Origin of the sequence: Pseudomonas sp. BF-R-24, from assembly GCF_019947335.1 — a bacterium.
GTDB lineage: Bacteria > Pseudomonadota > Gammaproteobacteria > Pseudomonadales > Pseudomonadaceae > Aquipseudomonas > Aquipseudomonas jessenii.
Genome location: NZ_JAGYGG010000033.1, coordinates 1 through 26,196, shown reverse-complemented (window position 1 = coordinate 26,196; position 26,196 = coordinate 1). Strand labels below are relative to the sequence as shown.

Sequence of the window (26,196 nt, the reverse complement as noted above, 5' to 3'; positions counted from 1 at the left end):
CCGGAACTTGAACCAGGTAACCGGCCAATGATCGGCTGCTTCGGCAAGGTGCCCGCGAGCCCGGACTTCGTCAGCCTGCAAGGTGCGGGCGACGACGTCTGCGAGTTCGACAGCTGGCTGCAAGGCGCACTGGCCGCCCTGCAACATCGCGAAGACTGGCGCGAGCTGTTCGACGAATTGCCGCTGTGCTCTTTCAGCTACCGCGCACGCAGCGGTAACTGGCTACTGGGCGGGCTGATCAGCTCAAAGGACTCGAGTGGACGACGCTATCCGTTTTTCATTTTCCAGACCCTCAAGGCCAGCGATGCCGAGCCTCTGGTCAATCCATTCACTCTCGGCGAACTGTTCAGCGGGCAGATCAGGCCTCTGCTGCACATGGCCGTTCAGGGCGAAAGCACTTCGGTGCTGTTCGATCGCATCAAAGCCCTGCGCCCGCTGCAAGGCCAGGACTTCGAGTTGTTCCGGCGCGTGCATGACAAGTTCCTGGTGAACTTCAACCTGCGCGATATCAGCACCGCACTCGAAGGCGCCTACCCGGAGTTCGTCACCAACGCCGTACTGACCCGGCTGCTGGCCCTGAGAAAGCACCTCGACCAGGCAACGCCGATCGGCATCGCCCTGCCCCTGCCGGCGGAAAGGGGCTTGAAAAACCCGACCGCCGATCTGTGGGTCACCTGGCTGACGCAAATGACACCTGAACGCGCCGTGCCGCAAATCAGCCTGCTGGCGGACGACTTCATGCGTCCCCGGCTGATCTGTTTTGCCTCACGCAATACCAGCGATGCCTATCGCCTGCTGACCGGCATCCATGACCGTTCGCAGAGCTATGACGTGCTGGCGTCTTTCGATGCCTTTGACGAGCACCACCGCAAACACGCCTTTCCCGAAATCGACCGCCCTCTGGGTGACGTTATCGACCGTTTTGTCGATGCCCTGGATTCGAAGCCTGTATGAACAAGATCAAGTATTACTTCTTGCGCTATCAACCCTACATCCTGGGGGTGTGCTTTTTCCTCACGATCTTCGTGGTGTGGGGCATCGGGCGTGCGTTCGGCTTCAGTTCGCTCAACAGCCTGCTGAGCGGCATCGGTGTGTTCCTCGGCCTGTCCGCCGGTTATGTCCTGCTGCTTTATCGGGGCGTGTCCCGGCATCACAACCTCGAAGGACTGCTGCGCGAGGATGCCGATCAGGCCGTGTTGAACGCGAGCCCGGCGGATCGGGAGGAAGTCAGCCTGTTGCGCGAGCGTCTGCTGCAAAGCATCGAGCGCTTGCACAGCAACAAGCCACGGGGCAGTAACCCCAAGGATGCGCTGTATGCCCTGCCCTGGTACTTGGTGGTCGGGCAGCCGGCGGCAGGCAAGAGCACCATGCTCTACCAGTCGGGTCTCAACTTTCCCTACGCCGAGCGCGAAGGTGTGCGGGTCGCAGGTCTGGGTGGCACCCGCAACTGCGACTGGTTCTTCAGCTCCGAAGCGGTCTTGCTGGACACCGCCGGCCGCTACATGAACAACCAGGAAGAGGCCGGCAAATGGCGCGCGTTCCTGCAGCTGCTGCGCCAGCATCGCCAGCGCCGGCCGCTCAATGGCCTGATCGTCACCGTCAGCATCCACGACATTCTGCAAGCCTCGCTCGAAGATCAGGAGCGTATCGCCAAACGCCTGCGCGAACGCATACAGGAAACCCATGCCTTGCTGGAAGTGCGCCTGCCGGTCTACCTGGTGTTCACCAAGTGCGACCTGGTGCCGGGTTTCGCCCCCTTCTATCGCCAACTCGATGAAACCGCACGCGGCGAAGTGATGGGCAAGACCTTTTCCCACAAAGGTTATGAGCAGACCGACTGGGGGCAGCGCTTCGGCGTCGCGATGGACGAACTGGTCAGCTATTGGCAACAGGTGGCGAGCCAGCAGTTGGTCACCCAAGACATCCAGATCACCCGGCAGGATTCGGCGGTGTATCGGTTCCCGCTGGAACTGGCGGCCCTCAAACCACGGCTTCAACTTTTCGTCGATGCCCTGTTGCGCGCCAACCCTTATCAAAGTGCGGAACTGCTGCGCGGCTTCTATTTCACCAGTGCGCTGGACGCAGACCAGCCGGAATTGGGTGGACACGCACGGCAGGTGACAGAGCGCTTTTCCCTGGAAGGTGATCGGGAGATCGCCAACGGTCACGCGCAACCGCGCCCTTTGTTCATCAACAGTCTGTTCCGCAAAGTCATCATTCCCGACCAGCACCTGGTGGCGCTGTACACCACTAACCATCGTGAGCGTCGGCGCAAGGCGACCTGGATCGGCGGTGCCGGACTGGTCGCGGTACTGCTGTGCAGTCTGTTGGGCTGGTCGTATCTGAACAACAGGAACACCTTGCAGAGTCTCTCGGCGGAACTGACCCAGGCGGCCGTCGATGACCGCTCCGCTACCGGGCAATACACCGCCTGGCAAACCCTGGACCGCCTGCGCTTCTGGACTGCGGATTACTACGCGCGGCATCACGACCAAGGCGTGCCGCTGCGCATGCGTCTGGGGCTGTATCAAGGCCACAAAGTAGAACCACTGGTGCGCAGCCGCTATTTCGACCGCCTGGAAAGCGTGATGCTCAAGCCCACCGCCGACAACCTGACCCGCTCGTTGTATTTGTTGACCACCCTCAAGGTCTATCAACGCAATGCCAAAGAGTTGATGCCCGTGACCGGCGTGGACAGCGTCGAACCCAAGGCGCTGCCCAATGACAACCGGGCGCAATCCATTGCGCAGTTCGGCAAGGCGACGCTGGACACCTACGTCATGCTGTCCCGTGCCCAGCGTGAAAAGGCCGACCCTGCGTTCCTGAAAGCGAAAATCCCGGATTACTGGTACCCGGCAATTGCCCGTCAGGTTGGCAACGCCAGTGTCGCCGCCTCGGACTATGAATTCGCCAGCCGCCAGATCCATTTCTACAGCGATCAGATTCACGAGCCGGACGTGCCGCGGATCCTCGACAACGCGTTCCTGATCTCCAGCTCGCGCAACTACATCAACAGCCTGCTGACCCAGTCGTTGCGCTCGATCGAAACCATCACGCTGGAGTCGGACACCCTGTTCGCTTTCGCCCGTGCGGATTTTCAGAGCCTGAAGACGGAAGGCCAAAGCCAGCTCAGTGCGATCGCCGGCAAGCTGCTCAGCACCCCCAACATCGGAAAAATCATCATCGCCGGGCACGCCGATCAACTCGGTGACCCCCAAGGCAACCTGCAGGTTTCCAAACAGCGGGCGCAAACCATCAAGACCTACCTGGTGGGCAAAGGCGTACCCGGCGAGCTGGTAGAAGCCGTCGGCGAAGGCAGCAACAAGCCCTTGGTCAAGTGCGATATGCAGCAGCCAAGAGCCCAGCTGATCCGCTGCCTTGAGCCTAACCGGCGGGTAGAAATCGAAGTGCGGGCACTCAACTGAGCATGCGCGCCTTATGAAGAAATACCGGCATCCGGGTCATCTCGACGAGAGGCCCGGGCCGGCATAAGACACCTCTCTTGATCGTTTCAAAGAGGTTAAAACGAAGGGCTGTGACCTGTTCGCAGGTGACATCCCTTTAAATGAAGGTAAGGAGAAAATAGAAATGGCATTTGACGCATACATCCAGATCGACGGCATTCCAGGTGAAGTTCTGGACGACAAACACAAGGATTGGATCGAAGTGCTGGGCTACGAGTACGGCGCAACCCAGGCAACTTCCGCGACTGCCAGCTCTTCGGGAGGTGCTTCGTCGGAGCGTGTTGCGTTGAGCGACTTCAGCATCCGCAAAGCCGTGGACAAGGCTTCTGCCAAGCTGTTCGAAGCCTGCTGCAAAGGCACCCACATCGCCAAGATCCAGCTGAACGTGAACCGCGCCGGTGGCGACAAGGTCACCTACCTGACCATCAACCTGGAAGAAGTCGTGGTGTCGTCCGTGAAAGCGGTCGCTGGCGGCAGCCAGAACGGTGAAGACAAAGCCGTTGGCGATCTGCCGATCGAAGAAATCAGCTTCAACTTCGCCCGCATCAAGACCACCTACACCCAGCAGAGCCGTGCAGATGGCCAGGGCGGCGGTAACGTCACCGGTGGCTGGGATCGCACCGCGAACAAGGTTTTCGCATAAAACCGTGGTGATGACGGGCCGCACACGCGGCTCGTTTTCAGCACCGTGCCTGCCAGGCGGGCGCGGTGTTCTTTTATTTTGATCAGAGTTTCCCATGTCTGAATTTCTCAACGACCTTTCGCTGGCCGAACTGACAGCGCCCATCAACGAGGGGAGCGGCGAAGACCTGAGCTTTTCCACCTTGTTCGATCAGGTGAAAGAAGCACGGCGAGCAGACCCCGATTACCTGACCCAGGGTGACTGGCAAACCGATCTGAAGTCTTCCGACTGGGATCTGACCCTCACCCTGGCTGCCCAAGGCCTGGCTCGACAGAGCAAGGACCTGATGCTCGTCGCCTGGCTCAGCGAAGCCCTGGCGCACAAGTATCATTTCACCGGTATCACCTTTGGCCTGACACTGGCCGAGCGAATTCTGGATAATTTCTGGGCCGGCCTCTTCCCTTCCCTTGAGGACGGGGTCGATGAGCGCGCCGCCCGCCTGGCATGGATGAAGACGTCGCTGGCGGATGTCGTCGGCGGACTGCCCATCACCCAGGGTCAACAGTACGGTCTGCTGCGTTATGACGAATCCCGGCACGTCGAAAACCTGGCGTTGCAGAACCCCCAGGCCATGCGTGCGGCCCTCGACGAAGGCAAGATCAACGCCGAGGTGTTCCAGCGTTCGGTGGTGCTGACCGACTCGGATCACCTGCGCCTCAAGGCCGGCGAAATAGCCGCCAGCCTCAACGCTTGCCAGCGGCTGCAGAACACCGCTGACAGGCTTTTTGGCCCCGACGCGCCAAGCTTTGCCGGGCTCAACGACATGTTGTCCCGAGCCGGCCAACTGGCCGAAAAGCTGCTCAAGGATCGCGGCATCGAACTGCACCCGGCCCCTGTCGCACCCACTCTGGCCGTGTCCGAAAGCGCTGGTGCACAACCTACAGGTGCTGCAATGACCCAGATCCCTCAAGACCTTTCAGCCACGCCGCTGCGCACCACGCCGGTGACCCGTGACGAGGCGTTCACCCTGCTGGCGGGTATCGCGCAGTTCTTCAAGCAGACCGAACCCCAGAGCCCTGTCCCCTACCTGATCGAACGCGCAATCAAATGGGGCAACATGCCGCTCGAGGGCTGGCTCAACGATGTGATCAAGGACAGTAATGTGGTGGACAACATCCGTGACGTGCTGGGGACCAAGGAAGCGAAGTCCTGATGGACGGCCGGTAACAAACCCGACGCACCGCTTGACGCCATTTCACCGCTGCCCCCCTTCTTTACCCTTCTATTCTCCCCCATGCCGGGCCTGTGCCCGGCGTAAAACCGTGCCTGCCGTTTGTCCGCTGCTGCCTGTGGCACGAACTTTTGCATGCCATCCAGCCAGAAACTCCGTTCGAGGGACTTGTGCTTCCGGTATTATGGTATACCATCAGACGCACAGACACCCAAACCTCTACGGAGCAGCTCATGAGTTTCGAAATCCGCAAGATCGTCAGCTATGTCGAAGAAACCTTTATTGAAGGCGGCAAAGCCACCGATAAGCCCGTGACCATGGTCGGTCTGGCCGTGGTGATGAAGAACCCCTGGCTGGGCAACGGTTTCGTCGAAGACCTGAAACCACAGATCCGCGCCAACTGCTCCGACCTCGGCGCGCTGATGGTCGAGCGCCTGGTGGGCATCATTGGCGGCGCCGAGAAAATCGAGGCGTACGGCAAGGCTGCGGTGGTCGGCGCCGATGGCGAGATCGAGCACGCTTCGGCGGTGATCCACACCCTGCGCTTCGGCAACCATTACCGCGAAGCGGTCAAGGCCAAGAGCTACCTGAGCTTCACCAACAAGCGCGGCGGCCCGGGCACCTCGATCCAGATCCCGATGATGCACAAGGACGACGAAGGCCTGCGCTCGCACTACATCACCCTGGAAATGCAGATCGAAGACGCGCCGCGTGCCGACGAAATCGTCGTGGTCCTGGGTTGCGCCGATGGCGGCCGCCTGCACCCGCGCATCGGCAACCGCTACATCGACCTGGAAGAACTGGCCGCCGAAAAAGCCCAGTAACCGGCCAGCAGAACGACAACAAGAAGGCATTGCAGGAGCGCTCCATGATTCGGCTCACCGCTGAACTCACCCCGGCTGGCACCAGTTACCTGGCGACCGGCCAAGGCCAGCCCGTGGTCTTGATCCACGGCGTGGGCCTGAACAAAGAAATGTGGGGCGGCCAGATCGTTGGCCTGGCCACGAAGTACCGCGTCATCGCCTACGACATGCTCGGCCATGGCGCCAGCCCGCGACCGGAGAACGGTACGCAACTGCTCGGCTATGCCGACCAGTTGCTGGAGCTGCTCGACCACCTGCAATTGCCCAAGGCAACGGTGATCGGTTTTTCCATGGGCGGGCTGGTGGCGCGGGCCTTTGCCCTGCACTACCCGCAACGCCTGGAAGGCCTGGTGGTGCTCAACAGCGTGTTCAACCGCAGTGCCGAACAGCGTGCCGGGGTCATCGCCCGCACCAGCCAGGCTGCCGAACACGGGCCGGACGCCAATGCCGAAGCCGCGCTGTCGCGCTGGTTCAGCCGTGAATACCAGGCCGCGAACCCGGCGCAGATCGCCGCGATTCGCCAGACCCTGGCCGGCAATGATCCTCAGGGCTACCTGACCACTTATGAACTGTTCGCCACCCAGGACATGTACCGCGCCGACGACCTGGCCAGCATCCAGGTGCCGACGCTGATCGCCACCGGCGAACTGGACCCCGGCTCAACCCCGGAAATGGCCCGGCAACTGGCCGAACGCATTCCCGGCGCGACCGTTGCCGTACTCGCCGAGCAACGGCATATGATGCCGGTAGAGTCGCCACGCCTGGTCAACCAGCTGTTGCTGGAGTTTCTGCAGACCGCGCACTCCAAACAAAACCAGATCAAGGGGATCGTTGCATGACACTCGCACGCTTCCAGATGTGCATCGGCGGTGAATGGGTCGATGCCCTGTCCGGCAAGACCTTCGAAAGCCTCAACCCGGCGCTGGCCGAGCCCTGGGCTGAACTGCCCGATGCCGACGAAGCCGATGTCGAGCGTGCCGTGCAGGCTGCGCAGACGGCTTTCGACAGCCCGGCATGGCGCGGTTTGACGGCTACCGCTCGCGGCAAATTGCTGCGACGCCTGGGCGACCTGATCGCCGAGAACAAAGAACAACTGGCGCAGCTCGAAAGCCGTGACAACGGCAAGCTGATCCGCGAAACCCGTGGCCAGGTCGGCTATTTGCCGGAGTTCTTCCACTACACCGCAGGCCTGGCGGACAAGCTCGAAGGCGGCACCCTGCCGCTGGACAAGCCGGACCTGTTTGCCTACACCGTGCACGAAGCCATGGGTGTGGTTGCCGCGATCATTCCGTGGAACAGCCCGCTGTACCTGACCGCGATCAAACTCGCCCCGGCCCTCGCCGCGGGCAATACCATCGTGATCAAGCCGTCGGAACACGCCTCGGCAACGATTCTTGAACTGGCGCGCCTGGCACTGGAAGCCGGGATTCCGCCGGGGGTGGTCAACGTCGTCACCGGTTACGGCCCAAGCACCGGCGCCGCCCTCACCCGCCATCCGCTGATCCGCAAGATCGCCTTCACCGGCGGCGCGGCGACGGCTCGGCATGTGGTGCGCAGCAGTGCCGAGAACTTCGCCAAGCTGTCGCTGGAACTGGGGGGCAAATCGCCGAACATCATCTTCGCCGACGCTGACCTCGACAGCGCGATCAACGGCGCCATCGCCGGGATCTATGCCGCCTCCGGGCAAAGCTGCGTCTCCGGTTCGCGCTTGCTGGTGCAGGACGAAATCTACGATGAGTTCGTCGGTCGTCTGGTGGAACGCGCCAAGCGCATCCGCATTGGCAACCCGCAGGACGACAGCAGCGAAATGGGCCCGATGGCCACCGCACAGCAACTGGCTGTGGTCGAAGGCCTGGTGGCCGATGCCATCGCCGAAGGCGCGCGCCTGCGCCTGGGCGGCAAGCGTCCAGAGAATCTGGGGGACGGCTGGTTCTACGAACCGACGCTGTTCGAGTGCGACCGCAATTCGATGAAGATCATGCAGGAAGAAGTCTTTGGTCCGGTGGCTTCGGTCATCCGTTTCAAGGACGAAGCCCAAGCGCTGGCGATTGCCAACGACTCGCAGTTCGGCCTCGCCGCCGGCATCTGGACCCGCGACCTGGGCCGCGCCCATCGCCTGGCCCGGGACGTGCGTTCGGGGATCATCTGGGTCAACACCTACCGTGCAGTCTCGGCCATGGCGCCGATCGGCGGCTTCAAGAACAGCGGCTATGGACGCGAAAGCGGCATCGATTCGGTGCTGGCCTACACCGAGCTGAAAACGGTGTGGATCAACCTGTCCCAGGCACCGATGCCTGATCCCTTCGTGATGCGCTAGGAGTCCTGGAAAATGATCGAACCCGGCATTTACAAAGACGTGATGAGTTCGTTCCCGTCCGGGGTCACGGTGGTCACCACCCTGGACCCGGACGGCGGCATCGTCGGCATCACCGCCAGCGCCTTCAGTGCGCTGTCGATCGACCCGGCACTGGTGCTGTTCTGCCCCAACTACGGCTCCGACACCTACCCGGTGTTGCGCGACAGCAAGCAGTTCGCGATTCATTTGCTGTCCGCCGAGCAGACCGCCGAGGCCTATGCCTTCGCCGGTAAAGGCAAGGACAAGGCCAAAGGGATCGAGTGGCACTTGAGCGAACTGGGTAACCCGATCCTGGCCAAGGCCACGGCGATCATCGAGTGCGAACTGTGGCGCGAATACGACGGCGGCGATCACGCGATCATCGTCGGCGCGGTGAAGAACCTGATCCTGCCCGCGCAACCGGTCACGCCGATGATCTACCACAAAGGCAAACTGGGGCCCCTGCCCACCCTGGCCTAATGGTTGAACACAATCCCCCTGTGGGAGCGGGCTTGCTCGCGAAGTGGCCGGCACATCCAACATTGATGGCGCCTGATACACCGCCTTCGCGAGCAAGCCCGCTCCCACAGGGTCCACCACTCTACTAAGGAGCCGGCATGAGCCCAGCAGCCTCGCAACTGTTCCGCCAACAGGCCTACATCAATGGCCAGTGGCTGGACGCGCCGGATGGCGCCTGTCAGGACATCTTCAACCCGGCCACCGGTGAACTGATCGGCCAGGTGCCGAACCTCGGCGCCGAGCATGCGCGCCTGGCTATCGAGGCCGCCAACAAGGCCTGGCCGGCCTGGCGTGCGCTGACCGCCAAGGAGCGCAGCAATACGCTCAAGCGCTGGCACGCGCTGATGCTGGAAAACGCCGACGCCCTGGCACACATCCTCACCCTCGAACAAGGCAAGCCACTGGCCGAAGCCAAAGGCGAAATCCTCTACGCCGCAAGCTTCATCGAGTGGTTCGCTGAAGAGGCCAAACGCATCTACGGCGACACCATTCCCAGTCACAAGGGCGATGCGCGCATCGTGGTCAGCAAGGAGCCGATTGGCGTCGTCGCGGCCATCACGCCGTGGAACTTCCCGGCGGCGATGATCACCCGCAAGGCCGGCCCGGCACTGGCGGCCGGTTGCCCGTGCATCGTCAAGCCAGCCCCGGAAACACCGTTCTCGGCACTGGCCATGGCTGCGCTGGCGGAACAGGCCGGGATTCCAGCGGGCATTTTCAACGTGATCACCGGCGATGCCATCGCCATCGGTGGCGAGCTGACCGGCAGCAGCCTTGTGCGCAAACTGTCGTTCACCGGCTCCACCGCCATCGGCAAACTGCTGATGGCCCAGTGCGCGCCGACCCTGAAAAAAGTCTCGCTGGAACTGGGCGGCAACGCGCCGTTCATTGTCTTCGACGATGCCGATCTGGAACGCGCGGTTGACGGCGCGCTGATAGCCAAATTCCGCAACGCCGGGCAGACCTGCGTCTGCGTCAACCGCTTCCTGGTGCAGGACGGCATCCACGACGCCTTTGTCGCACGCCTGGCCGAGCGGGTTTCGCAACTCAAGGTCGGCAGCGGTTTCGATGATGGCGTCACCCAAGGGCCACTGATCAACGAGCGCGCCGTGGCCAAGGTCGAAGAACACGTGCAAGACGCTCTGGCCCACGGAGCACAACTGTTGTGCGGCGGCGAACGCCATGCCCTGGGCAATGGATTCTTCCAGCCGACCGTGCTCATCGGCGTCACCACCCGGATGAAAGTCGCCCGGGATGAAACCTTTGGCCCGTTGGCCGCCGTGTTCCGTTTCGACACCGAGGCCCAGGCCGTCGCAATGGCCAACGACACCGAATTCGGCCTGGCTGCCTACTGCTACACCCGCGACCTGGGCCGCGCCTGGCGCATGAGCGAGGCGCTGGAGTACGGCATGGTCGGGATCAACGAAGGGCTGATTTCCACTGAGGTCGCGCCATTCGGCGGGATCAAGTCCTCGGGGCTGGGCCGTGAAGGGTCGAAGTACGGCATCGAGGATTACCTGGAACTCAAATACACCTTGATGGGCGGCCTTTGAGCCCGCGGGAGCTACGTAAATGAACAACGAAAAGTATGAAAAAGGCCTGAAGATCCGTACTCAGGTGCTGGGTGAGGCCTACGTCAATCGTTCCATCGAGAACGCCGACGACTTCACCCGACCGTTGCAGGAAATGGTCACCGAATATTGTTGGGGTCATGTCTGGGGTCGTGAGGGTTTGTCGCTCAAGGAGCGCAGCATGATCAACCTGGCGATGATCTCGGCCCTCAACCGACCCCATGAACTCAAACTGCATGTGCGCGGCGCCTTGCGTAACGGCCTGAGTCGTGAGCAAATACGCGAAATATTGCTTCAGGTCGGCATTTATTGCGGTGTTCCCGCTGCCGTAGACAGTTTCCGGCTCGCCCGTGAAGCCTTCGCCGAAGCCGATGCCGAGGCCTCCAGTTAACCCTTGGCTGTTTGATCTGACCGGGCACGTAGATTTCCGTAATCGAAGTGCTCTTTTTTGCATGGACAGCCACAATCAGAGCGGACCCCATGAAACGCCTGCCACTCGACGACAGCTTCAAGGTCAATCGCAACCCCGTTACCCTGCGCGAAATCGTGCTGGATAAACTGCGAAGCGCCATCATGAACTTCCAGCTCCTGCCGGGAGACCGTCTGGTCGAACGCGATCTGTGCGATCGCCTGGGCGTCAGCCGTACCTCCGTGCGCGAAGCCTTGCGTCACCTGGAATCCGAAGGCCTGGTGGAATTCGCCGACGCCAAGGGCCCGCGTGTCGCGATCATCACCCTGGCCGATGCCGTGGACATCTACGAGCTGCGCTGCGTACTCGAAGGGCTGATCGTGCAACTGTTCACCCTGCGCGCCAAGGCCAAGGACATCAAGGCCCTGGAAAAAGCCCTCGAAGAAAATCGCAAGGCGCTCAAGGACGGTGAGCTGCAACAGGTCATCGACTCGGTGCAAGGTTTCTACGATGTGCTGCTCGAAGGCTCGGGCAACCATGTCGCGGCCACTCAATTGCGCCAGTTGCAGGCACGCATCAGCTACCTGCGCGCGACCTCGGTGTCCCAGGAAAACCGTCGCGGCGCCAGTAACCAGGAAATGGAACGCATGGTCGAGGCGATCAAGGGCGGTGATCCGCTGGCCGCCCACCAGGCTTGCGTCGACCACGTGCGTGCGGCCGCTGCCGTGGCCCTGGACTACCTCAAGCGCAAGCAGGAAGAAACCGGCGACATCCCGGCGATTACCTTGCCCATCGCGCTGAAAGAACCGCGCATAGGTCGCTGAAATGTTCAGCCCGAGCTTTTGCCCCAAGTGCGGCAGCGCTGATCTCGGTCAGCAGTTGCCGCCAGGCGATACGCACGAGCGCCTGATGTGCCGCGGTTGCGGCTACATCCATTACATCAATCCGAAAATCATTGCCGGCTGCATCATCGAGCAGGACGGCAAGTATTTGCTGTGCCAACGCGCGATTCCGCCGCGTCCGGGCACCTGGACGCTGCCGGCAGGCTTCATGGAAAGTGGCGAGACCACCGAACAGGCGGCCTTGCGCGAAGTCTGGGAAGAAAGCGGCGTGCGTGCCGAAATCGTCTCGCCCTATTCGATCTTCAGCGTGCCGAAGATCAGCGAGGTGTACATCATCTTCCGCGCCATCGCGCTGGAGATTACCGGGCAGTACGGCCCGGAAACCCTCGACTACAAGTTCTTCGCGCCCGAGGACATTCCCTGGGACAGCATCTACTATCCGGCGATCCGGCAGATCCTTGAGCGCTATATCGAGGAGCGCCAGGCCGGGGTTTATGGCATCTACATGGGCAATGACGACAGCGGGAAGATTCACTTCATTCGCTGAAAAAACCCCATTCCCCCTGTAGGAGCGCGCCTGCTCGCGATGGTCGTCAACGATGACGCGTGCTGACTGACCGAACGCTTTGCTCTAACGTTTTTCGCGAGCAGGCTCGCTCCTACAGGGTCAAGCGGTGTTGGTCAGAGCGGCGCCATGCCCTCGACGATAATGACCTCTGCCTTCGCCACGCCCTCGCGATGTCCCCTGGCCTCCTGATACAACGCCGAGTGATAGCAAGCCACCGCCTGCTCATAGGAATCAAACTCGATCACCACACTGCGCTGCGGCGTAGGCCGGCCTTCCATCGCCTCGCTGCGCCCGCCCCGCGCGAGAATCCGACCGCCATACAGGGCAAACGCCTTCGGCGCCCGCTGGGTGTATTGGCTGTATTGATCGGGGTCGGTGATGTCCACGTGAGCAATCCAGTAAGCCTTCATAGTGACCTCTCGGTTTGTTTTGTATTATGGTATACCACAATACCCATCCAACAAACACTGAGACTCCAGCATGGCCTTCAACAGCATCGAAGAAATCATCGAAGATTACCGTCTCGGCAAAATGGTCCTGCTGGTCGACGACGAAGACCGGGAAAACGAAGGCGACCTGTTGCTGGCCGCCGACTGCTGCACGCCCGAGGCGATCAGTTTCATGGCCCGCGAAGCCCGTGGCCTGATCTGCCTGACCTTGACCGACGAGCACTGCAAACGCCTGGGCCTGGAGCAGATGGTGCCGAGCAACGGCAGCGTGTTCAGCACCGCCTTCACCGTGTCCATCGAGGCCGCCGTCGGGGTGACCACCGGTATCTCCGCCGCCGATCGTGCCTGCACCGTGGCCGCCGCCGTCGCTGCCAGCGCCGGCCCTGCCGACATCGTGCAACCCGGCCATATCTTCCCGTTGCGTGCCCGGGAAGGCGGCGTGCTGACCCGCGCCGGTCATACCGAGGCCGGTTGCGACCTGGCCCGCCTGGCCGGCCATACCCCGGCCTCGGTGATCGTCGAAGTGATGAACGACGACGGCACCATGGCCCGGCGCCCTGACCTGGAAGTGTTTGCGCGCAAGCACGGGATCAAGATCGGCACCATCGCCGACCTGATCCACTACCGCCTTAGCACCGAACACACCATCGTGCGCATCGGTGAACGTGATCTGCCCACCGTACACGGCACCTTTCGTCTGATCACCTTTGAGGATCGCATCGAAGGCGGTGTCCACATGGCCATGGTCATGGGCGATCTGCGCCGCGATGAGCCGACGCTGGTGCGCGTGCATGTGATTGACCCGTTGCGCGATCTGGTCGGTGCCGAGTACAGCGGGCCGACCAACTGGACCTTGTGGGCCGCCTTGCAGCGTGTCGCCGCCGAAGGCCACGGCGTGGTGGTGGTGCTGGCCAATCACGAATCCTCCCAGGCGTTGCTCGAACGCGTACCGCAATTGACCCAGACGCCCCGACAGTTCAGCCGTTCGCAGTCGCGGATTTATTCGGAGGTGGGCACCGGTGCGCAGATCCTGCAGAACCTGGGTGTCGGCAAGCTGCGCCATCTCGGGCCGCCGCTGAAATATGCCGGTTTGACCGGGTATGACCTGGAGGTGGTGGAGAGTATTCCGTTCACGGACTGACGCTTGGTTTAACGCAATCTCCTGTGGGAGCGGGCTTGCTCGCGAAGAGGGAGTGTCAGTCGACCCAAAGTTGTCTGACACACCGCTTTCGCGAGCAAGCCCACTCCCACAGGGGGATTGCGTCGCCGGACGAAGTTCAGATCCACAGAAAAAACACCTTTTGGCTGATAGCCGGTACGGCAAAATGCTTGCACAAAGTTTGGAATACCATAATATGATATTCCATAGACCGGACAGTCAGCACTGACTCGACGGACCTACTGCTCCCGATAGGCGGGCACTCCAAAGCCCCGCTCATAAACACAACAATGAGGGCGTGAAAATGGTGTTGAACAAACGTGCGACCGCAGTTCTTTTTGCGGGACTGCTGAGCGTGACCAGCCAGGCATTGCTGGCGGCTGAAAGCGTCAACTTCGTGAGTTGGGGCGGCAGCACCCAGGATGCGCAGAAGCAGGCCTGGGCCGACCCGTTCAGCAAGGCCAGCGGCATTACCGTCGTGCAGGATGGCCCGACCGACTACGGCAAACTCAAGGCCATGGTCGAGAGCGGCAACGTGCAGTGGGACGTGGTCGACGTCGAAGCCGACTTCGCCTTGCGCGCCGCCGCCGAAGGCTTGCTCGAACCCCTCGATTTCAAAGTCATTGAACGCGACAAGATCGACCCGCGCTTCGTCAGCGATCACGGCGTCGGCTCGTTCTTCTTCTCCTTCGTCCTCGGCTACAACGAAGGCAAGCTCGGCGCCAACAAGCCTCAGGACTGGTCCGCACTGTTCGACACCAAGACCTACCCCGGCAAACGCGCCCTCTACAAATGGCCAAGCCCAGGCGTGCTTGAACTGGCGTTGCTGGCCGACGGTGTAGCGGCGGACAAGCTCTATCCGCTGGACCTGGACCGCGCCTTCAAGAAACTCGACACCATCAAGAAAGACATCGTCTGGTGGGGCGGCGGCGCGCAGTCGCAGCAACTGCTGGCCTCCGGTGAGGCGAGCATGGGTCAGTTCTGGAACGGCCGGATTCACGCCCTTCAGGAAGACGGCGCCCCGGTCGGCGTAAGCTGGAAGCAAAACCTGGTCATGGCCGACATCCTGGTCATCCCCAAGGGTTCGAAAAACAAGGACGCGGCGATGAAGTTCCTGGCCAACGCCAGCAGTGCCAAGGGCCAGGCCGACTTCTCCAACCTGACCGCCTACGCCCCGGTCAACGTCGACAGCGTGGCACGCCTGGATTCGGCGCTGGCCCCGAACCTGCCGACCGCCTACGCAAAGGATCAGATCACTCTTGATTTCGCGTACTGGGCCAAGAACGGTCCGGCCATCGCGACACGGTGGAACGAATGGCTGGTCAAATGAAAATGACGGTAACCGCGTCCCGTCCATCCACGCCAGTCGGGAGCGCCTCCGGCGCTATCGGCAAGGCGGCTGCGATGACGCAATCCCCTACCCTGGCGCAACGCTGGCGCGGATCGAGCAACCTGATCCCCGCCCTGCTGTTCCTCGGCCTGTTCTTTCTCGCGCCGCTGATTGGCCTGCTGTTGCGCGGCGTGCTGGAACCGGTGCCGGGCCTGGGCAACTATGAGCAATTGTTCGCCAACTCGGCCTATGCGCGGGTGTTGCTCAACACCTTCTCGGTGGCCGGCCTGGTGACGCTGTTCAGCCTGTTGCTGGGCTTCCCGCTGGCCTGGGCGATCACCCTGGTGCCGCGCGGCTGGGGCCGCTGGATCCTGAACATCGTGCTGCTGTCCATGTGGACCAGCCTGCTCGCCCGCACCTACTCCTGGCTGGTGTTGCTGCAAGCCTCCGGGGTGATCAACAAGGCGTTGATGGCCATGGGCATCATCGATCAACCGCTGGAGATGGTTCACAACCTCACCGGCGTGGTGATCGGCATGAGCTACATCATGATCCCGTTCATCGTGCTGCCGTTGCAGGCGACCATGCAGGCCATCGACCCGATGATCCTGCAGGCCGGCTCGATCTGCGGCGCCAGTCCGTGGACCAACTTCTTCCGGGTGTTCCTGCCGCTGTGCCGGCCGGGGCTGTTCTCCGGCGGCCTGATGGTCTTCGTGATGTCCCTCGGTTACTACGTGACCCCGGCGCTGCTGGGCGGTGCGCAGAACATGATGCTGCCCGAGTTCATCATTCAGCAGGTGCAGTCGTTCCTCAACTGGGGCCTGGCCAGCGCCGGCGCCGCGTTGCTGATCGTGATCACGCTGGTGTTGTTCTACTTCTACCTGAAGCTCCAGCCGGAATCCCCGGTTGGCGCCAGCAACGCGAGGTAAGCCGTCATGCTCCTGACCCCCAATGCCATGAGCCGGCGCATGCGCTTCGGCCTGTATGCCACCACCGGGCTGATCGGTCTGTTCCTGCTGCTGCCGATAGTGTTCATCGTGCTGCTGTCGTTCGGCTCGTCGCAATGGCTGGTGTTCCCGCCACCGGGCTGGACGCTGAAATGGTACGGCCAGTTCTTCTCCAACGCCGACTGGATGAGCGCGGCCATGGCCAGCCTCAAGGTCGCGGTGCTGACCACGTTCTTCGCCGTCGCGCTGGGCCTGCCCACGGCTTTTGCCCTGGTGCGTGGCCGCTTCCCCGGCCGGGAAATGCTCTACGGTCTGTTCACCCTGCCAATGATCGTGCCGCTGGTGATCATCGCCGTGGCGGTGTACGCGCTGTTCCTGAAACTGGGCTACACCGGGACCATGTTCGCGTTCGTGGTCAGCCACGTCATCGTCGCGCTGCCGTTCACCATCATCTCGATCATCAATTCGCTGAAGCTGTTCGATCAGTCGATCGAGGATGCAGCGGTGATCTGCGGCGCCTCGCGCCTGCAAGCGGTGTTCAAGGTGACCTTCCCGGCGATTCGTCCGGGCATGGTGGCCGGCGCCCTCTTCGCCTTCCTCGTCTCCTGGGATGAAGTGGTGCTGAGCGTGATGATGGCCAGCCCGACCCTGCAAACCCTTCCCGTGAAAATGTGGACCACCCTGCGCCAGGACCTGACGCCCGTGATCGCCGTCGCCTCGACGCTGCTGATCGGCCTCTCGGTATTGGTCATGGTGATCGCCGCCGCACTGCGCCGGCGCAATGAAATCAGCGCCTGAGCGCGCAGGAGTACGACATGAGTGCAGTGATCAAAGATTCCGCGCAGCAAAATGACAAGCCCCTGGTGAGCCTGCGCAACCTGAACAAATACTACGGCGACTTTGCCGCCGTGGACGACATCTCGCTGGACATCAAGGACGGTGAATTCCTCACCTTTCTCGGCTCCAGCGGCTCGGGCAAAAGCACCACGCTGTCGATGCTCGCCGGTTTCGAAACCCCGAGCAGCGGCGAGATCCTGGTCAACGGCCAGTCGCTGGTGAATGTGCCGCCGCACAAACGCGATATCGGCATGGTGTTCCAGCGCTATTCGCTGTTTCCGCACCTGTCGGTGCGCGACAACATCGCCTTCCCGTTGGCCATCCGCAAACTGGCCGCCGCCGAACGCGAACGCCGGGTCGATGCGATGCTCAAGCTGGTGCAGCTTGAGCAGTTTGCCCATCGCCGCCCTTCGCAACTGTCCGGTGGCCAGCAGCAACGAGTCGCCATTGCAAGGGCGCTGGTCTATGAGCCACGCATCCTGCTGATGGACGAACCCCTCGGTGCACTGGACAAGAAACTGCGCGAAGACTTGCAGGACGAACTGCGTCAGCTGCATCGGCGCCTGGGCATCACCATCGTCTACGTGACCCACGATCAGGAAGAAGCCATGCGCCTGTCCCAGCGCATCGCGATTTTCAGCCACGGCAAGATCGTCGGCCTGGGCAGCGGCTATGACCTGTACCAGAATCCGCCGAATGCTTTTGTCGCCTCGTTCCTTGGCAACTCCAACTTCCTCAAACTCAAGGCCCAGGGTAATGCGGTGGCGACCTTCGAGGGGCAACCGCTGTCGATCCGACTCACGGCCGGCCTGCAAACCGATCAGAACGTGTTGCTGATGGTGCGTCCGGAAAAAGCCCTGGCCCTGAGCAATGAACAGGCCGTTGCCGAACCCTTGGCGGCCGGCTGGAACGAAGTCTCGGCCAAGGTCGTGGAAGTGCTGTTTCTGGGTGAGAGCCAGACCTGCAGCGTGGTCACCGCTGGCGGCACCTCGATGACGGTCAAGGCGCTGTCCGCCGCCGGCATGCCGCTCAAGTCCGGTGACCCGGTGCGGGTGCGCTGGGCTACCGCGGATGCCTGCGTCTACACCGAATGGGCCGAAAGCGACCTGAACAAGGCCGCCGGCGCTCACTGATCCATTGGCCTGCGCGCGCGGGCCACTATAATGAGTCACCCTCGGGCCACCACAACGTCGGGTTGTGGTGGCCTTTTTTCTGGTTCTTTCTCTGGTTTGGAGTTCAGATCATTTTCGACCTGGACGCGGTCTCTTGTAGGAGCTGGCTTGCCAGCGATGGTCGTTAACGATAACGCGTGTGAGATGGATAAACGCGGCGCACTTGAGTCCATCGCCGGCAAGCCGGCTCCTACAGTTTCCCCCGAGATTGCATGAAGAACCTTTTTTCTGTCGCCTGTAAGATAAATTGGACAACTGATTCCTAAAATCCCGGTTTAATGCTAAATAGTGCTCAGTATTTTTAACACCCGACCCTGTCGTGCCACACAGTGCAACGAGAATAACGATATGAAAGTCCATTTCGAGAAAAGTGAAGTGTTTGGGACCCTCCACCTGCAAGCGGCGGTGGCAGCATGATCGAAGTTACCGAAGTTTCCATTGCCGAGCTGCGCGCCGCGCTCGAATCCGGCCAGACCACCTCGGTTGAACTGGTCCAGGCTTATCTTGCGCGGATTGACGCCTTTGACGGCCCCGAAACGCCTACCGCGCTGAACGCGGTCGTGGTTCGCAACCCCGAGGCGCTCGCCGAAGCCCAGGCGTCCGACGTCCGTCGCGCCAAGGGCCAGACGCTGGGAGCACTGGACGGGATCCCCTACACCGCCAAGGACAGCTATCTGGTCAAGGGCCTCACCGCCGCTTCCGGCAGCCCGGCCTTCAAGGACCTGGTCGCCTATCGCGATGCGTTCACCATCGAACGTCTGCGCGCCGCCGGGGCCATCTGCCTGGGCAAGACCAACATGCCGCCAATGGCCAACGGCGGGATGCAGCGTGGTGTCTACGGCCGCGCCGAGAGCCCGTACAACGCTGACTACCTCACCGCCCCTTTCGCCTCCGGCTCGTCGAACGGTGCCGGCACGGCGACCGCGGCCAGTTTCTCGGCCTTCGGCCTGGCGGAAGAAACCTGGTCGAGCGGCCGTGGACCGGCCTCGAACAATGGCTTGTGCGCCTACACCCCTTCGCGCGGCGTGATCTCGGTGCGCGGCAACTGGCCGTTGACCCCGACCATGGACGTGGTCGTGCCGTTTGCCCGGACCATGGCCGACCTGCTCGAAGTGCTCGACGTGGTGGTGGCCGATGACCCGGACACCCGTGGCGACCTGTGGCGCCTGCAGCCCTGGGTACCGATCCCGAAATCGTCTGAGGTACGCCCTGAGTCCTATGCCGCGCTGGCCGCGAATAGCGATGCGCTCAAAGGCAAGAAATTCGGCATCCCGCGCATGTACATCAACGCCGACCCTGAAGCCGGCACCTCCGAAGCACCGGGCATCGGTGGCCCGACTGGCCAACGCATCAACACCCGTCCTTCGGTGATCGGGCTCTGGGAACAGGCGCGCAAGGCCCTCGAAGCCGCGGGCGCCGAAGTGCTCGAAGTGGACTTCCCGCTGGTCTCCAATTGCGAGGGCGATCGTCCTGGTGCGCCGACCGTGTTCAATCGCGGCATCGTCTCCAAGGAGTTTTTACACCATGAACTGTGGGACCTGTCCGCCTGGGCCTTCGATGATTTCCTGCAAGCGAACGGCGATCCCAAACTGAATCGCCTCGTCGATGTCGACGGCCCGCAGATCTTCCCTCATGACCCGGGCACCCTGCCCAACCGCGAGGGTGACCTGGCCGCCGGCATGGACGAATACGTGCGCATGGCCGAACGCGGCATCACGCCGTGGGATCAGATCAGCACGGTGCCGGACGGCCTGCGCGGCCTGGAAAAGACCCGCAAGATCGATCTGGAAGACTGGATGGATCGCCTGGGCCTCGACGCGGTGCTGTTCCCGACGGTGGCCGATGTGGGTCCGGCGAATGCCGATGTCGATCCGCAATCGGCGGATATCGCCTGGAGCAACGGCGTATGGGTCGCCAATGGCAACCTCGCCATCCGTCATCTCGGTGTGCCGACGGTCACCGTACCGATGGGTGTGATGCCGGACATCGGCATGCCGGTCGGCCTGACGTTTGCCGGGCGCGCCTATGACGACTCGAAGCTGCTGCACCTGGCGTCGGCGTTCGAATCGACCGGCAGCAAACGCATGATCCCGCCGCGTACCCCGCCATTGGTCGCTGACAAGCGGTAATGTGGGAGCTGGCTTGCCAGCGATGGTCGTTAACGATAACGCGTTTGAGCTGGATGAACGCGGCGCACTTGAGTCCATCGCCGGCAAGCCGGCCCCTACAGTTTCCCGGGATCATCAGGGATCAACCTGGGCCATCAGCTCGGGAATCGATTCCGGCCGCTTGGCATAACGCTGTGCCAGCACCGCACAGACCATCAGTTGAATCTGGTGGAACAACATCAGCGGCAAGATCAGCAAGCCAATGGTGCTACCGGCAAACAGCACCTGCGCCATCGGCACGCCGGTCGCCAGGCTTTTCTTCGAGCCGCAGAAGAGAATGGTGATGCGGTCTTCCTGGTTGAAGCCGAATGCCTTGCCCAGTACGGTCGAGGCCACCAACACCAGCGCCAGAACGATGCAGCAGACCAGCACCAGCCCAAGCAGATCCAACAACGGAATCTGCTGCCAGATGCCTTCGATCACCGCTTCGCTGAACGCGCCATAGACCACCAGCAGAATCGAACCCTGGTCGACGAACTTCAACCAGCTCTTGTTGCGCGCCACCCAGTTGCCGATCCAGCGCCGCGCGATCTGCCCGGCAATGAACGGCAGCAGCAACTGCACGCTGATCTTGAGGATGGCGTCGAGGGTCGAGGCGCCTTCGCCGTGGACATTCAGCAGCAGGGTCACCAGCAACGGAGTGAGGAAAATCCCGAACAGGCTGGACGCCGCCGCGCTGCAAATCGCCGCCGGGATATTGCCCCGGGCCAGCGAAGTAAAGGCAATCGCTGACTGCACCGTGGCGGGCAGCGCGCACAGGTAGAGCATGCCCATGTACAGGTCATTGCCGATCAGCGGCGACAGCAGCGGCTTGAGCGCCAGACCGAGCAACGGAAACAGCACGAAGGTCAGGCTGAACACCAGCAAATGCAGGCGCCAGTGCCCGGCACCGGCAATGATCGACTCGCGGGACAGCTTGGCACCATGCAGGAAAAACAGCAGCGCAATGGCGATGTTGGTCAGCCAGCCAAAACCGAGCGCGACCTGGCCGCTGACGGGCAGCAGGCTGGCAAGCGTCACTACGCCGATCAGGGTCAGGGTGAAGTTGTCGGGTAACAAACGGGGGCGAGTCATGGGGTTGATCATCCGGGGGTTGCCAGTACATGAAAGTGACTCTAACGTGCCTGATAATTACCGACTAACGCCGATGAGCCAGCTGATGCCGCCTAAAGGACATGACAAGAGTGTTAGACGCAGTATTCCCGGGCTGTCCAGCCTGCCACGACCGCTCTACGGCCGTACCGAATCGCTGCCCAATCGCGCACTGACCCGGCGCCACAGCCACCCGTGGGTGCAGCTTTCCTATGCGATTGCGGGCGTGCTCGAAATACAGACCGGCGTCGGGCGTTTCGTGGCCCCGCCAGAGCGTGCCGTGTGGATTCCGGCGGGCATGCCGCACCGGGTGTTCAGTTCGCCGCGCACGGAAATGCGCAGCCTGTACATCGATTGCAGCGTCTCGACGTGGGCACCGCCGGGCTGTCATGTACTGGGGGTCAGCGATTTGTTGCGCGAGTTGATCCGCGCCTTCAGTCAGGTTCCGGTGGAATACGATCAGGACGGGCCGCACGGTCGGTTGGCCCAGGTGATTCTGGATCAGTTGGCCGAGGCGCCACAGATCGACTTGATGCTGCCGCTGCCCCAGGACAGCCGATTGCGGCAAATCGCGCAAAGCCTGGAGTCGCACCCGGAGCAACAGACCACGCTCAGTCACTGGAGCGACCAATTCGGCGTCACCGAGAAAACCCTCAGTCGCCTGTTCCTGCGCGACACCGGCCTGACTTTTCGCGCCTGGCGCCAGCGCTTGCGCCTGCTCGGCGCCCTGACGCCGCTGGAGCAGGGCGAACGAGTGACCGACGTCGCGTTGGCCTGTGGCTACGATTCGACGTCAGCGTTTATCGCTGCCTTCCGCCAGCAATTCGGCGAAACACCGGGGGAGTTTTTTCGCTGAGCCCTGCACCGTACATCTCTGTTGCCTGTCAGTCCGCCATCGCGAGCAAGCTCGCTCCCACAAGGAACATTACTTCGTACGCAGAATTTGTGCACAACAACATTCAACTGTGGGAGCGGGCTTGCTCGCGAAAGCGGTGGGTCAGTCGACACATGTATTGACTGTGACTGCGCATTCGCGAGCAAGCCCGCTCCCACAGGGCCATGGGTGTACACAAAATCTGTGCCCCCACAGATATCTCACACCATTTCCCGGTGTTACTGATCGGACTTGATACTGGTCCAGACCCGGGTACGGACCCGCTCAAGCTTTTGCGGCAATGGCTGCACGACGTACAGCGTCTTCAATGCCTCGCTGGTCGGTGTCAGGTTCGGGTTGCCGGTGATGTCCTTGTTGATCAGCGCCAGCGAGTCCTTGTTGGCATTCGGGTAACCGAGGAAGTCGCTGATCGGCGCGATGACTTTCGGGTCCAGCAGGTGGTTGAGGAATTCGTGGGCCTCGGCGACGTTCTTCGCGCTTTTCGGAATGGCGAAGGTGTCGAACCAGATCGGCGCACCTTCTTTCGGCAGGCGCCAGTCGACGACCACGCCGTTGCCCGCCTCTTTGGCGCGATTGCCGAATTGATAGAAGCTGCCGGAGTAACCGATGGCCACGCAGATATCGCCGTTGGCGATGTCGGTCATGTACTTGGCGGAGTTGAAGTAGGTGACGTAAGGGCGAACCTTGAGCATCAATGCCTTGGCTTTTTCGTAGTCATCGGGGTTCTGGCTGTTCGGATCCAGCCCCAGGTAATGCAGGGCCAGCGGCAGGATCTCCGACGGTGAGTCGAGCATCGCTACGCCACAGGCCTTGAGCTTCTCCATGTTCTCGGGCTTGAACACCAGGTCCCAGCTGTCCACCGGCGCATTCTCGCCCAGCGCCGCCTTGACCTTGGCCGGGTTGAAACCGATCAACACAGTGCCGTACATGTAGGGCACGCCGTACAGGTTGCCCGGGTCGTTCTTGTCCAGCAACTTGAGCAATGCAGGGTCCTGGTGCGACCAGTTCGGCAACCTGGACTTGTCGAGTTTCTGGAACACGCCCGCCTTGATCTGGGTTTCGATGAACTGGTTCGACGGCACCACCAGGTCGTAGCCCGAGTTGCCGGTCAGCAGCTTGGCTTCCAGGGACTCGTTGGTGTCGAAGGTGTCCCAGGTCACCTTGATCCCGGTGTCCTTGGCGAAATCCTTGGGCACGGACGGCAGGATGTAGTCCGCCCAGTTGTACACCCGCAATTCGCGCTGTTCGGCATGCACCGCGCTGGCCAGCAGCGACAGTCCGCAAACGGTGGCGCCCAGTATGCGTTTCATTGAGTCCATGGATCATTTCCCCAAGTGTGACGTGAGTTCGATGGTTTTTATGTTCTGTACACGGCAGCAGCCTTGAAAACAGCCAAGGGCAAGGAAGTGAAGCGTCTGGTTGTGGTTTTCACCTTGGGTTGCCGACTCAGCCACCCGCGTCTGATTCTTGCTGACGGCGTCGCCGGTTCACAGCGTGAGGCAGGCCAAAAGGAGATCGAAATGGCCAAAATACATGTCCGCTTTGATCAGAGGTGCGAGGCCTTTCACCGAGGTTAGTCCATACAGCCGATGCCCAGGCAGCCTCGTTGCTGCTTATTGCGCGTCACACCAATAACAAGATCGCGAGGCTTCGATGCGTGCTCCACTCCTGCTTGCCCTGCCCCTGCTCGGCCTGCTCAGTGCCTGTTCCGAACCCTATGAACCGCAACCGCTGGTCAGCAACGGCAGTGCCGCACCCTTGATCGGTAGCGCCGCTGTCGCGCAACCGCTGAACGGTACCATTCCCGCCAACCCCTACATGACCAGCAACGGCAGCAGCTACATGCATTCCGATGGCTACAGCTCCGACACGCACCCGGGGCCAGGTCCGTTGGGCCGGGATGTTCAGGTGAACAGTCGCGATGGCAGCCGCAAGCCCGGCGGCATGTGCCCGATCCATACCTTCGATCAGCAGGGTCGCCTGGTGGTGTTGTGCGCCAACCTGATGCAGTTCGAACTGCAATTGCTCGAACCACGCACCCTCAAGCTGCTGGCCCGCTACCCGCTGCCGCCGCGTCCGTCGACTTTCCACGCGCTGATTACCCTGGACCCGGACAAGATCATGGCCGACACCTCCGGCGCCTATTTCTATGTCGACGAACAGAATCGCGTGGTCATCGCCGATGCCGAGCAGCACATCCAGCGCGTCGTGCATCGTCAGGATGAGTCCGGTGCGTGGTCGTTCGAAGCGGTCGACAACTGGGACCTGAGCGACAAGGTCCCCCACGATTGTGTGAAGCCTGCCAACTGGTTCCCCAAAGGCGAATGCGACCCCGTCACCGGGGTCATGCCCGATCACCGGGGCTTGATCTGGTGGATCACCCGGCGCGGCCGCATCGGCACCCTGAACCCCGACACCGGCAAGGTCCAGGGCATTCAACTGGCCCACGAAGAAATCCAGAACGGCATGTCGGTGGCGGCCGATGGTGTCTACCTGGTGTCCGACCACGCCATGTACCGCTTCGTCGCCGATGCCGAGGGCAAGCCCGTGCAAGGCTGGCGCGAAGTCTATGACCGCGGCACCGGGCGCAAGGTCGGCGCGATCAATCAGGGCAGCGGTACCACCCCGACCCTGCTCGGCGAGCGCTACGTCACCATCACCGACAACAGCGACGGACGCATCAACCTGCTGGTCTACCGTCGCGAGCAGGACTACGCCGGCAATCGCCTGATCTGCAAGCTGCCGGTGTTCGACAACAACGCCTCGGCCACCGACAACTCGGCCATCGGTTGGGGTCACTCGATCATCCTCGAGAACAACGCCGGCTACACCAGCGCCTTCGCGCAGAAGGACTGGCAGGCCGTGCACGGCGGGATCAGCCGCATCGACATCCGCACCGATGAGTCGGGCTGCGACCGGATCTGGGAATCGAAGGAACGTTCGCCTTCGGTGGTTCCCAAACTCTCGGTGAGCAACGGTCTGCTGTACTTCTACACCTTCGAGCCGCAGCCCGACGGCGAGAACGCCTGGTACCTGATGGCGCTGGATTTCGACAGCGGCCAGACCCGATTCAAGGCGCTGAGCGGGGTCGGCCAGGCCTTCGACAACAACTGGTCGCCGATCACACTGGCGCCAGACGGCACGGCCTATGTCGGGACTTTCGGTGGGTTGGTTGCTCTTTGGGACAGGGGGGTGAATGCAACAAACGAGCAACCACGCGTGAGTGCCAGCGGCGGCCAACCCTGAAAAGCGACTCTTTGTGGGAGCGAGCCTCCCACAGGTATCGAGTACATCTGCAAGATTTCGGTCGGCTGGCAGGCCGACCTATTCGCAATTGAACGCGTTCCCTGTAGGAGCGAGCTTGCTCGCGAAAAACGTCTGGACAACACGATCAATCGGGCAGCACGCGTTATCGTTGACGTCCATCGCGAGCAAGCTCGCTCCTACAGGGCCGAGCGTTAGCTCGGAAGGCTGAGCGGAGGAACCCCGAGCCTAAGCGAGGGGCCGTACGTTCGGGGCGAGACCTTTGGTTCCTTTGGGCTGGGCCGGCACTCCGGCGTTTGCCAAAAGGGACTCGCCGTAAGGGCGAAACCGCCAGCCGCCGTTACCGCAGCAACGGATATGTACTCAATCAACCAAGAACCTGGTCGGCCCAAAGGCCGCCAAGGTCAAAGAATATCAACCAACACCAACAACCCCCTCCCCATGCATCTGCCGCAACAACAC

General features: G+C 61.8%; 23 protein-coding genes. 20 read left to right on the top strand and 3 right to left on the bottom strand.

All coding sequences use genetic code 11. The annotated features are described in order from the left end of the window. Positions 1 to 27 precede the first annotated feature (27 nt). The 12 genes from tagF (at position 28) to KGA98_RS22125 (ending at position 12,400) form a co-directional block, all read left to right on the top strand. The gene (tagF, locus tag KGA98_RS22180) at positions 28 to 954 is read left to right on the top strand and encodes a type VI secretion system-associated protein TagF (protein WP_223503808.1); all 927 of its coding nucleotides are present in this window, start codon (positions 28 to 30) and stop codon (positions 952 to 954) included. Beyond that, positions 951 to 3,425 carry a type VI secretion system membrane subunit TssM gene (gene tssM, locus KGA98_RS22175; RefSeq protein ID WP_223503806.1) on the top strand — a complete coding sequence of 825 codons (2,475 nt, stop codon included), beginning with the start codon at positions 951 to 953 and terminating at the stop codon, positions 3,423 to 3,425. Before tagF ends, tssM begins: the two co-directional genes overlap by 4 nt. A 163-nt stretch (positions 3,426 to 3,588) precedes the next feature. Beyond that, positions 3,589 to 4,107: an Hcp family type VI secretion system effector gene (locus tag KGA98_RS22170; protein WP_007978712.1), complete on the top strand. Its 519-nt coding sequence runs from the start codon at positions 3,589 to 3,591 to the stop codon at positions 4,105 to 4,107. A 94-nt stretch (positions 4,108 to 4,201) separates the two neighbouring features. Continuing rightward, complete coding sequence (tssA, locus tag KGA98_RS22165) at positions 4,202 to 5,299, top strand: type VI secretion system protein TssA (protein WP_223503803.1); 1,098 nt, start codon at positions 4,202 to 4,204, stop codon at positions 5,297 to 5,299. Between the two features lie 251 nt (positions 5,300 to 5,550). After that, a complete protein-coding gene (locus KGA98_RS22160; protein WP_007978708.1) occupies positions 5,551 to 6,141 on the top strand; it encodes an amino acid synthesis family protein in 591 nt (196 codons plus the stop codon). A 44-nt stretch (positions 6,142 to 6,185) separates the two neighbouring features. Beyond that, positions 6,186 to 7,019 (top strand): alpha/beta fold hydrolase, encoded by an 834-nt coding sequence (locus KGA98_RS22155; protein WP_090456298.1) that lies wholly within the window; start codon positions 6,186 to 6,188, stop codon positions 7,017 to 7,019. Further along, positions 7,016 to 8,497, top strand: a complete 1,482-nt coding sequence (locus KGA98_RS22150; protein ID WP_090456300.1) for an aldehyde dehydrogenase — start codon at positions 7,016 to 7,018, stop codon at positions 8,495 to 8,497. The genes KGA98_RS22155 and KGA98_RS22150 overlap by 4 nt, the downstream gene beginning before the upstream one ends. Positions 8,498 to 8,509: 12 nt before the next feature. After that, positions 8,510 to 8,995 (top strand): flavin reductase family protein, encoded by a 486-nt coding sequence (locus tag KGA98_RS22145; RefSeq protein WP_046042555.1) that lies wholly within the window; start codon positions 8,510 to 8,512, stop codon positions 8,993 to 8,995. A gap of 137 nt (positions 8,996 to 9,132) precedes the next feature. Next, positions 9,133 to 10,584: an NAD-dependent succinate-semialdehyde dehydrogenase gene (locus KGA98_RS22140; RefSeq protein ID WP_223503801.1), complete on the top strand. Its 1,452-nt coding sequence runs from the start codon at positions 9,133 to 9,135 to the stop codon at positions 10,582 to 10,584. A 19-nt stretch (positions 10,585 to 10,603) separates the two neighbouring features. After that, positions 10,604 to 10,993 (top strand): carboxymuconolactone decarboxylase family protein, encoded by a 390-nt coding sequence (locus KGA98_RS22135; RefSeq protein ID WP_007991919.1) that lies wholly within the window; start codon positions 10,604 to 10,606, stop codon positions 10,991 to 10,993. 89 nt (positions 10,994 to 11,082) lie between these two features. Next, positions 11,083 to 11,835 carry a GntR family transcriptional regulator gene (locus tag KGA98_RS22130; RefSeq protein ID WP_015095667.1) on the top strand — a complete coding sequence of 251 codons (753 nt, stop codon included), beginning with the start codon at positions 11,083 to 11,085 and terminating at the stop codon, positions 11,833 to 11,835. Position 11,836: 1 nt separating this feature from the next. Continuing rightward, positions 11,837 to 12,400: an NUDIX hydrolase gene (locus tag KGA98_RS22125; RefSeq protein ID WP_218496460.1), complete on the top strand. Its 564-nt coding sequence runs from the start codon at positions 11,837 to 11,839 to the stop codon at positions 12,398 to 12,400. 134 nt (positions 12,401 to 12,534) lie between these two features. On the opposite strand, the gene KGA98_RS22120 is transcribed toward KGA98_RS22125, so the two are convergent. Then, positions 12,535 to 12,831 carry a DUF1330 domain-containing protein gene (locus KGA98_RS22120; protein ID WP_150814363.1) on the bottom strand — a complete coding sequence of 99 codons (297 nt, stop codon included), beginning with the start codon at positions 12,829 to 12,831 and terminating at the stop codon, positions 12,535 to 12,537. Positions 12,832 to 12,901: 70 nt separating this feature from the next. Here KGA98_RS22120 and ribBA point away from each other — a divergent pair, with 70 nt between their 5' ends. The 6 genes from ribBA to KGA98_RS22090 all read left to right on the top strand — a co-directional run bounded on the left by ribBA (position 12,902) and on the right by KGA98_RS22090 (position 20,444). Beyond that, positions 12,902 to 14,011 (top strand): bifunctional 3,4-dihydroxy-2-butanone-4-phosphate synthase/GTP cyclohydrolase II, encoded by a 1,110-nt coding sequence (gene ribBA, locus KGA98_RS22115; protein ID WP_223503799.1) that lies wholly within the window; start codon positions 12,902 to 12,904, stop codon positions 14,009 to 14,011. Between the two features lie 322 nt (positions 14,012 to 14,333). Continuing rightward, entirely contained in the window at positions 14,334 to 15,359 is a 1,026-nt protein-coding gene (locus KGA98_RS22110) for an ABC transporter substrate-binding protein (RefSeq protein WP_095967714.1), read from the top strand. Continuing rightward, a complete protein-coding gene (locus tag KGA98_RS22105; protein ID WP_223503797.1) occupies positions 15,356 to 16,288 on the top strand; it encodes an ABC transporter permease in 933 nt (310 codons plus the stop codon). Before KGA98_RS22110 ends, KGA98_RS22105 begins: the two co-directional genes overlap by 4 nt. 6 nt (positions 16,289 to 16,294) lie before the next feature. Further along, positions 16,295 to 17,104 carry an ABC transporter permease gene (locus KGA98_RS22100; RefSeq protein ID WP_090456315.1) on the top strand — a complete coding sequence of 270 codons (810 nt, stop codon included), beginning with the start codon at positions 16,295 to 16,297 and terminating at the stop codon, positions 17,102 to 17,104. A 17-nt stretch (positions 17,105 to 17,121) separates the two neighbouring features. Then, entirely contained in the window at positions 17,122 to 18,276 is a 1,155-nt protein-coding gene (locus tag KGA98_RS22095) for an ABC transporter ATP-binding protein (protein WP_090456316.1), read from the top strand. A gap of 452 nt (positions 18,277 to 18,728) precedes the next feature. Beyond that, positions 18,729 to 20,444, top strand: a complete 1,716-nt coding sequence (locus KGA98_RS22090) for an amidase (RefSeq protein ID WP_223503795.1) — start codon at positions 18,729 to 18,731, stop codon at positions 20,442 to 20,444. A gap of 114 nt (positions 20,445 to 20,558) precedes the next feature. Here the strand turns inward: KGA98_RS22090 and KGA98_RS22085 are convergent, their stop codons facing one another. Beyond that, entirely contained in the window at positions 20,559 to 21,557 is a 999-nt protein-coding gene (locus KGA98_RS22085; RefSeq protein ID WP_218496456.1) for a bile acid:sodium symporter family protein, read from the bottom strand. Between the two features lie 85 nt (positions 21,558 to 21,642). On the opposite strand from KGA98_RS22085, the gene KGA98_RS22080 reads away from it, so the two are divergent. Further along, entirely contained in the window at positions 21,643 to 22,431 is a 789-nt protein-coding gene (locus KGA98_RS22080) for an AraC family transcriptional regulator (RefSeq protein ID WP_223503793.1), read from the top strand. Between the two features lie 257 nt (positions 22,432 to 22,688). On the opposite strand, the gene KGA98_RS22075 is transcribed toward KGA98_RS22080, so the two are convergent. Next, on the bottom strand, positions 22,689 to 23,789 hold the full coding sequence (locus KGA98_RS22075) for a polyamine ABC transporter substrate-binding protein (RefSeq protein ID WP_090456322.1): 1,101 nt from the start codon (positions 23,787 to 23,789) through the stop codon (positions 22,689 to 22,691). Between the two features lie 334 nt (positions 23,790 to 24,123). Here KGA98_RS22075 and KGA98_RS22070 point away from each other — a divergent pair, with 334 nt between their 5' ends. Next, the gene (locus KGA98_RS22070) at positions 24,124 to 25,716 is read left to right on the top strand and encodes a hypothetical protein (RefSeq protein ID WP_223503791.1); all 1,593 of its coding nucleotides are present in this window, start codon (positions 24,124 to 24,126) and stop codon (positions 25,714 to 25,716) included. Positions 25,717 to 26,196 lie beyond the last annotated feature (480 nt).

Bases quoted from the DNA above. Each gene is read 5' to 3' on its own strand.
- tagF (WP_223503808.1), top strand. From the start codon at position 28: ATGATCGGCTGCTTCGGCAAGGTGCCCGCGAGCCCGGACTTCGTCAGC.
- tssM (WP_223503806.1), top strand. From the start codon at position 951: ATGAACAAGATCAAGTATTACTTCTTGCGCTATCAACCCTACATCCTG.
- KGA98_RS22170 (WP_007978712.1), top strand. From the start codon at position 3,589: ATGGCATTTGACGCATACATCCAGATCGACGGCATTCCAGGTGAAGTT.
- tssA (WP_223503803.1), top strand. From the start codon at position 4,202: ATGTCTGAATTTCTCAACGACCTTTCGCTGGCCGAACTGACAGCGCCC.
- KGA98_RS22160 (WP_007978708.1), top strand. From the start codon at position 5,551: ATGAGTTTCGAAATCCGCAAGATCGTCAGCTATGTCGAAGAAACCTTT.
- KGA98_RS22155 (WP_090456298.1), top strand. From the start codon at position 6,186: ATGATTCGGCTCACCGCTGAACTCACCCCGGCTGGCACCAGTTACCTG.
- KGA98_RS22150 (WP_090456300.1), top strand. From the start codon at position 7,016: ATGACACTCGCACGCTTCCAGATGTGCATCGGCGGTGAATGGGTCGAT.
- KGA98_RS22145 (WP_046042555.1), top strand. From the start codon at position 8,510: ATGATCGAACCCGGCATTTACAAAGACGTGATGAGTTCGTTCCCGTCC.
- KGA98_RS22140 (WP_223503801.1), top strand. From the start codon at position 9,133: ATGAGCCCAGCAGCCTCGCAACTGTTCCGCCAACAGGCCTACATCAAT.
- KGA98_RS22135 (WP_007991919.1), top strand. From the start codon at position 10,604: ATGAACAACGAAAAGTATGAAAAAGGCCTGAAGATCCGTACTCAGGTG.
- KGA98_RS22130 (WP_015095667.1), top strand. From the start codon at position 11,083: ATGAAACGCCTGCCACTCGACGACAGCTTCAAGGTCAATCGCAACCCC.
- KGA98_RS22125 (WP_218496460.1), top strand. From the start codon at position 11,837: ATGTTCAGCCCGAGCTTTTGCCCCAAGTGCGGCAGCGCTGATCTCGGT.
- KGA98_RS22120 (WP_150814363.1), bottom strand. From the start codon at position 12,831: ATGAAGGCTTACTGGATTGCTCACGTGGACATCACCGACCCCGATCAA.
- ribBA (WP_223503799.1), top strand. From the start codon at position 12,902: ATGGCCTTCAACAGCATCGAAGAAATCATCGAAGATTACCGTCTCGGC.
- KGA98_RS22110 (WP_095967714.1), top strand. From the start codon at position 14,334: ATGGTGTTGAACAAACGTGCGACCGCAGTTCTTTTTGCGGGACTGCTG.
- KGA98_RS22105 (WP_223503797.1), top strand. From the start codon at position 15,356: ATGAAAATGACGGTAACCGCGTCCCGTCCATCCACGCCAGTCGGGAGC.
- KGA98_RS22100 (WP_090456315.1), top strand. From the start codon at position 16,295: ATGCTCCTGACCCCCAATGCCATGAGCCGGCGCATGCGCTTCGGCCTG.
- KGA98_RS22095 (WP_090456316.1), top strand. From the start codon at position 17,122: ATGAGTGCAGTGATCAAAGATTCCGCGCAGCAAAATGACAAGCCCCTG.
- KGA98_RS22090 (WP_223503795.1), top strand. From the start codon at position 18,729: ATGATCGAAGTTACCGAAGTTTCCATTGCCGAGCTGCGCGCCGCGCTC.
- KGA98_RS22085 (WP_218496456.1), bottom strand. From the start codon at position 21,557: ATGACTCGCCCCCGTTTGTTACCCGACAACTTCACCCTGACCCTGATC.
- KGA98_RS22080 (WP_223503793.1), top strand. From the start codon at position 21,643: ATGCCGCCTAAAGGACATGACAAGAGTGTTAGACGCAGTATTCCCGGG.
- KGA98_RS22075 (WP_090456322.1), bottom strand. From the start codon at position 23,789: ATGGACTCAATGAAACGCATACTGGGCGCCACCGTTTGCGGACTGTCG.
- KGA98_RS22070 (WP_223503791.1), top strand. From the start codon at position 24,124: ATGCGTGCTCCACTCCTGCTTGCCCTGCCCCTGCTCGGCCTGCTCAGT.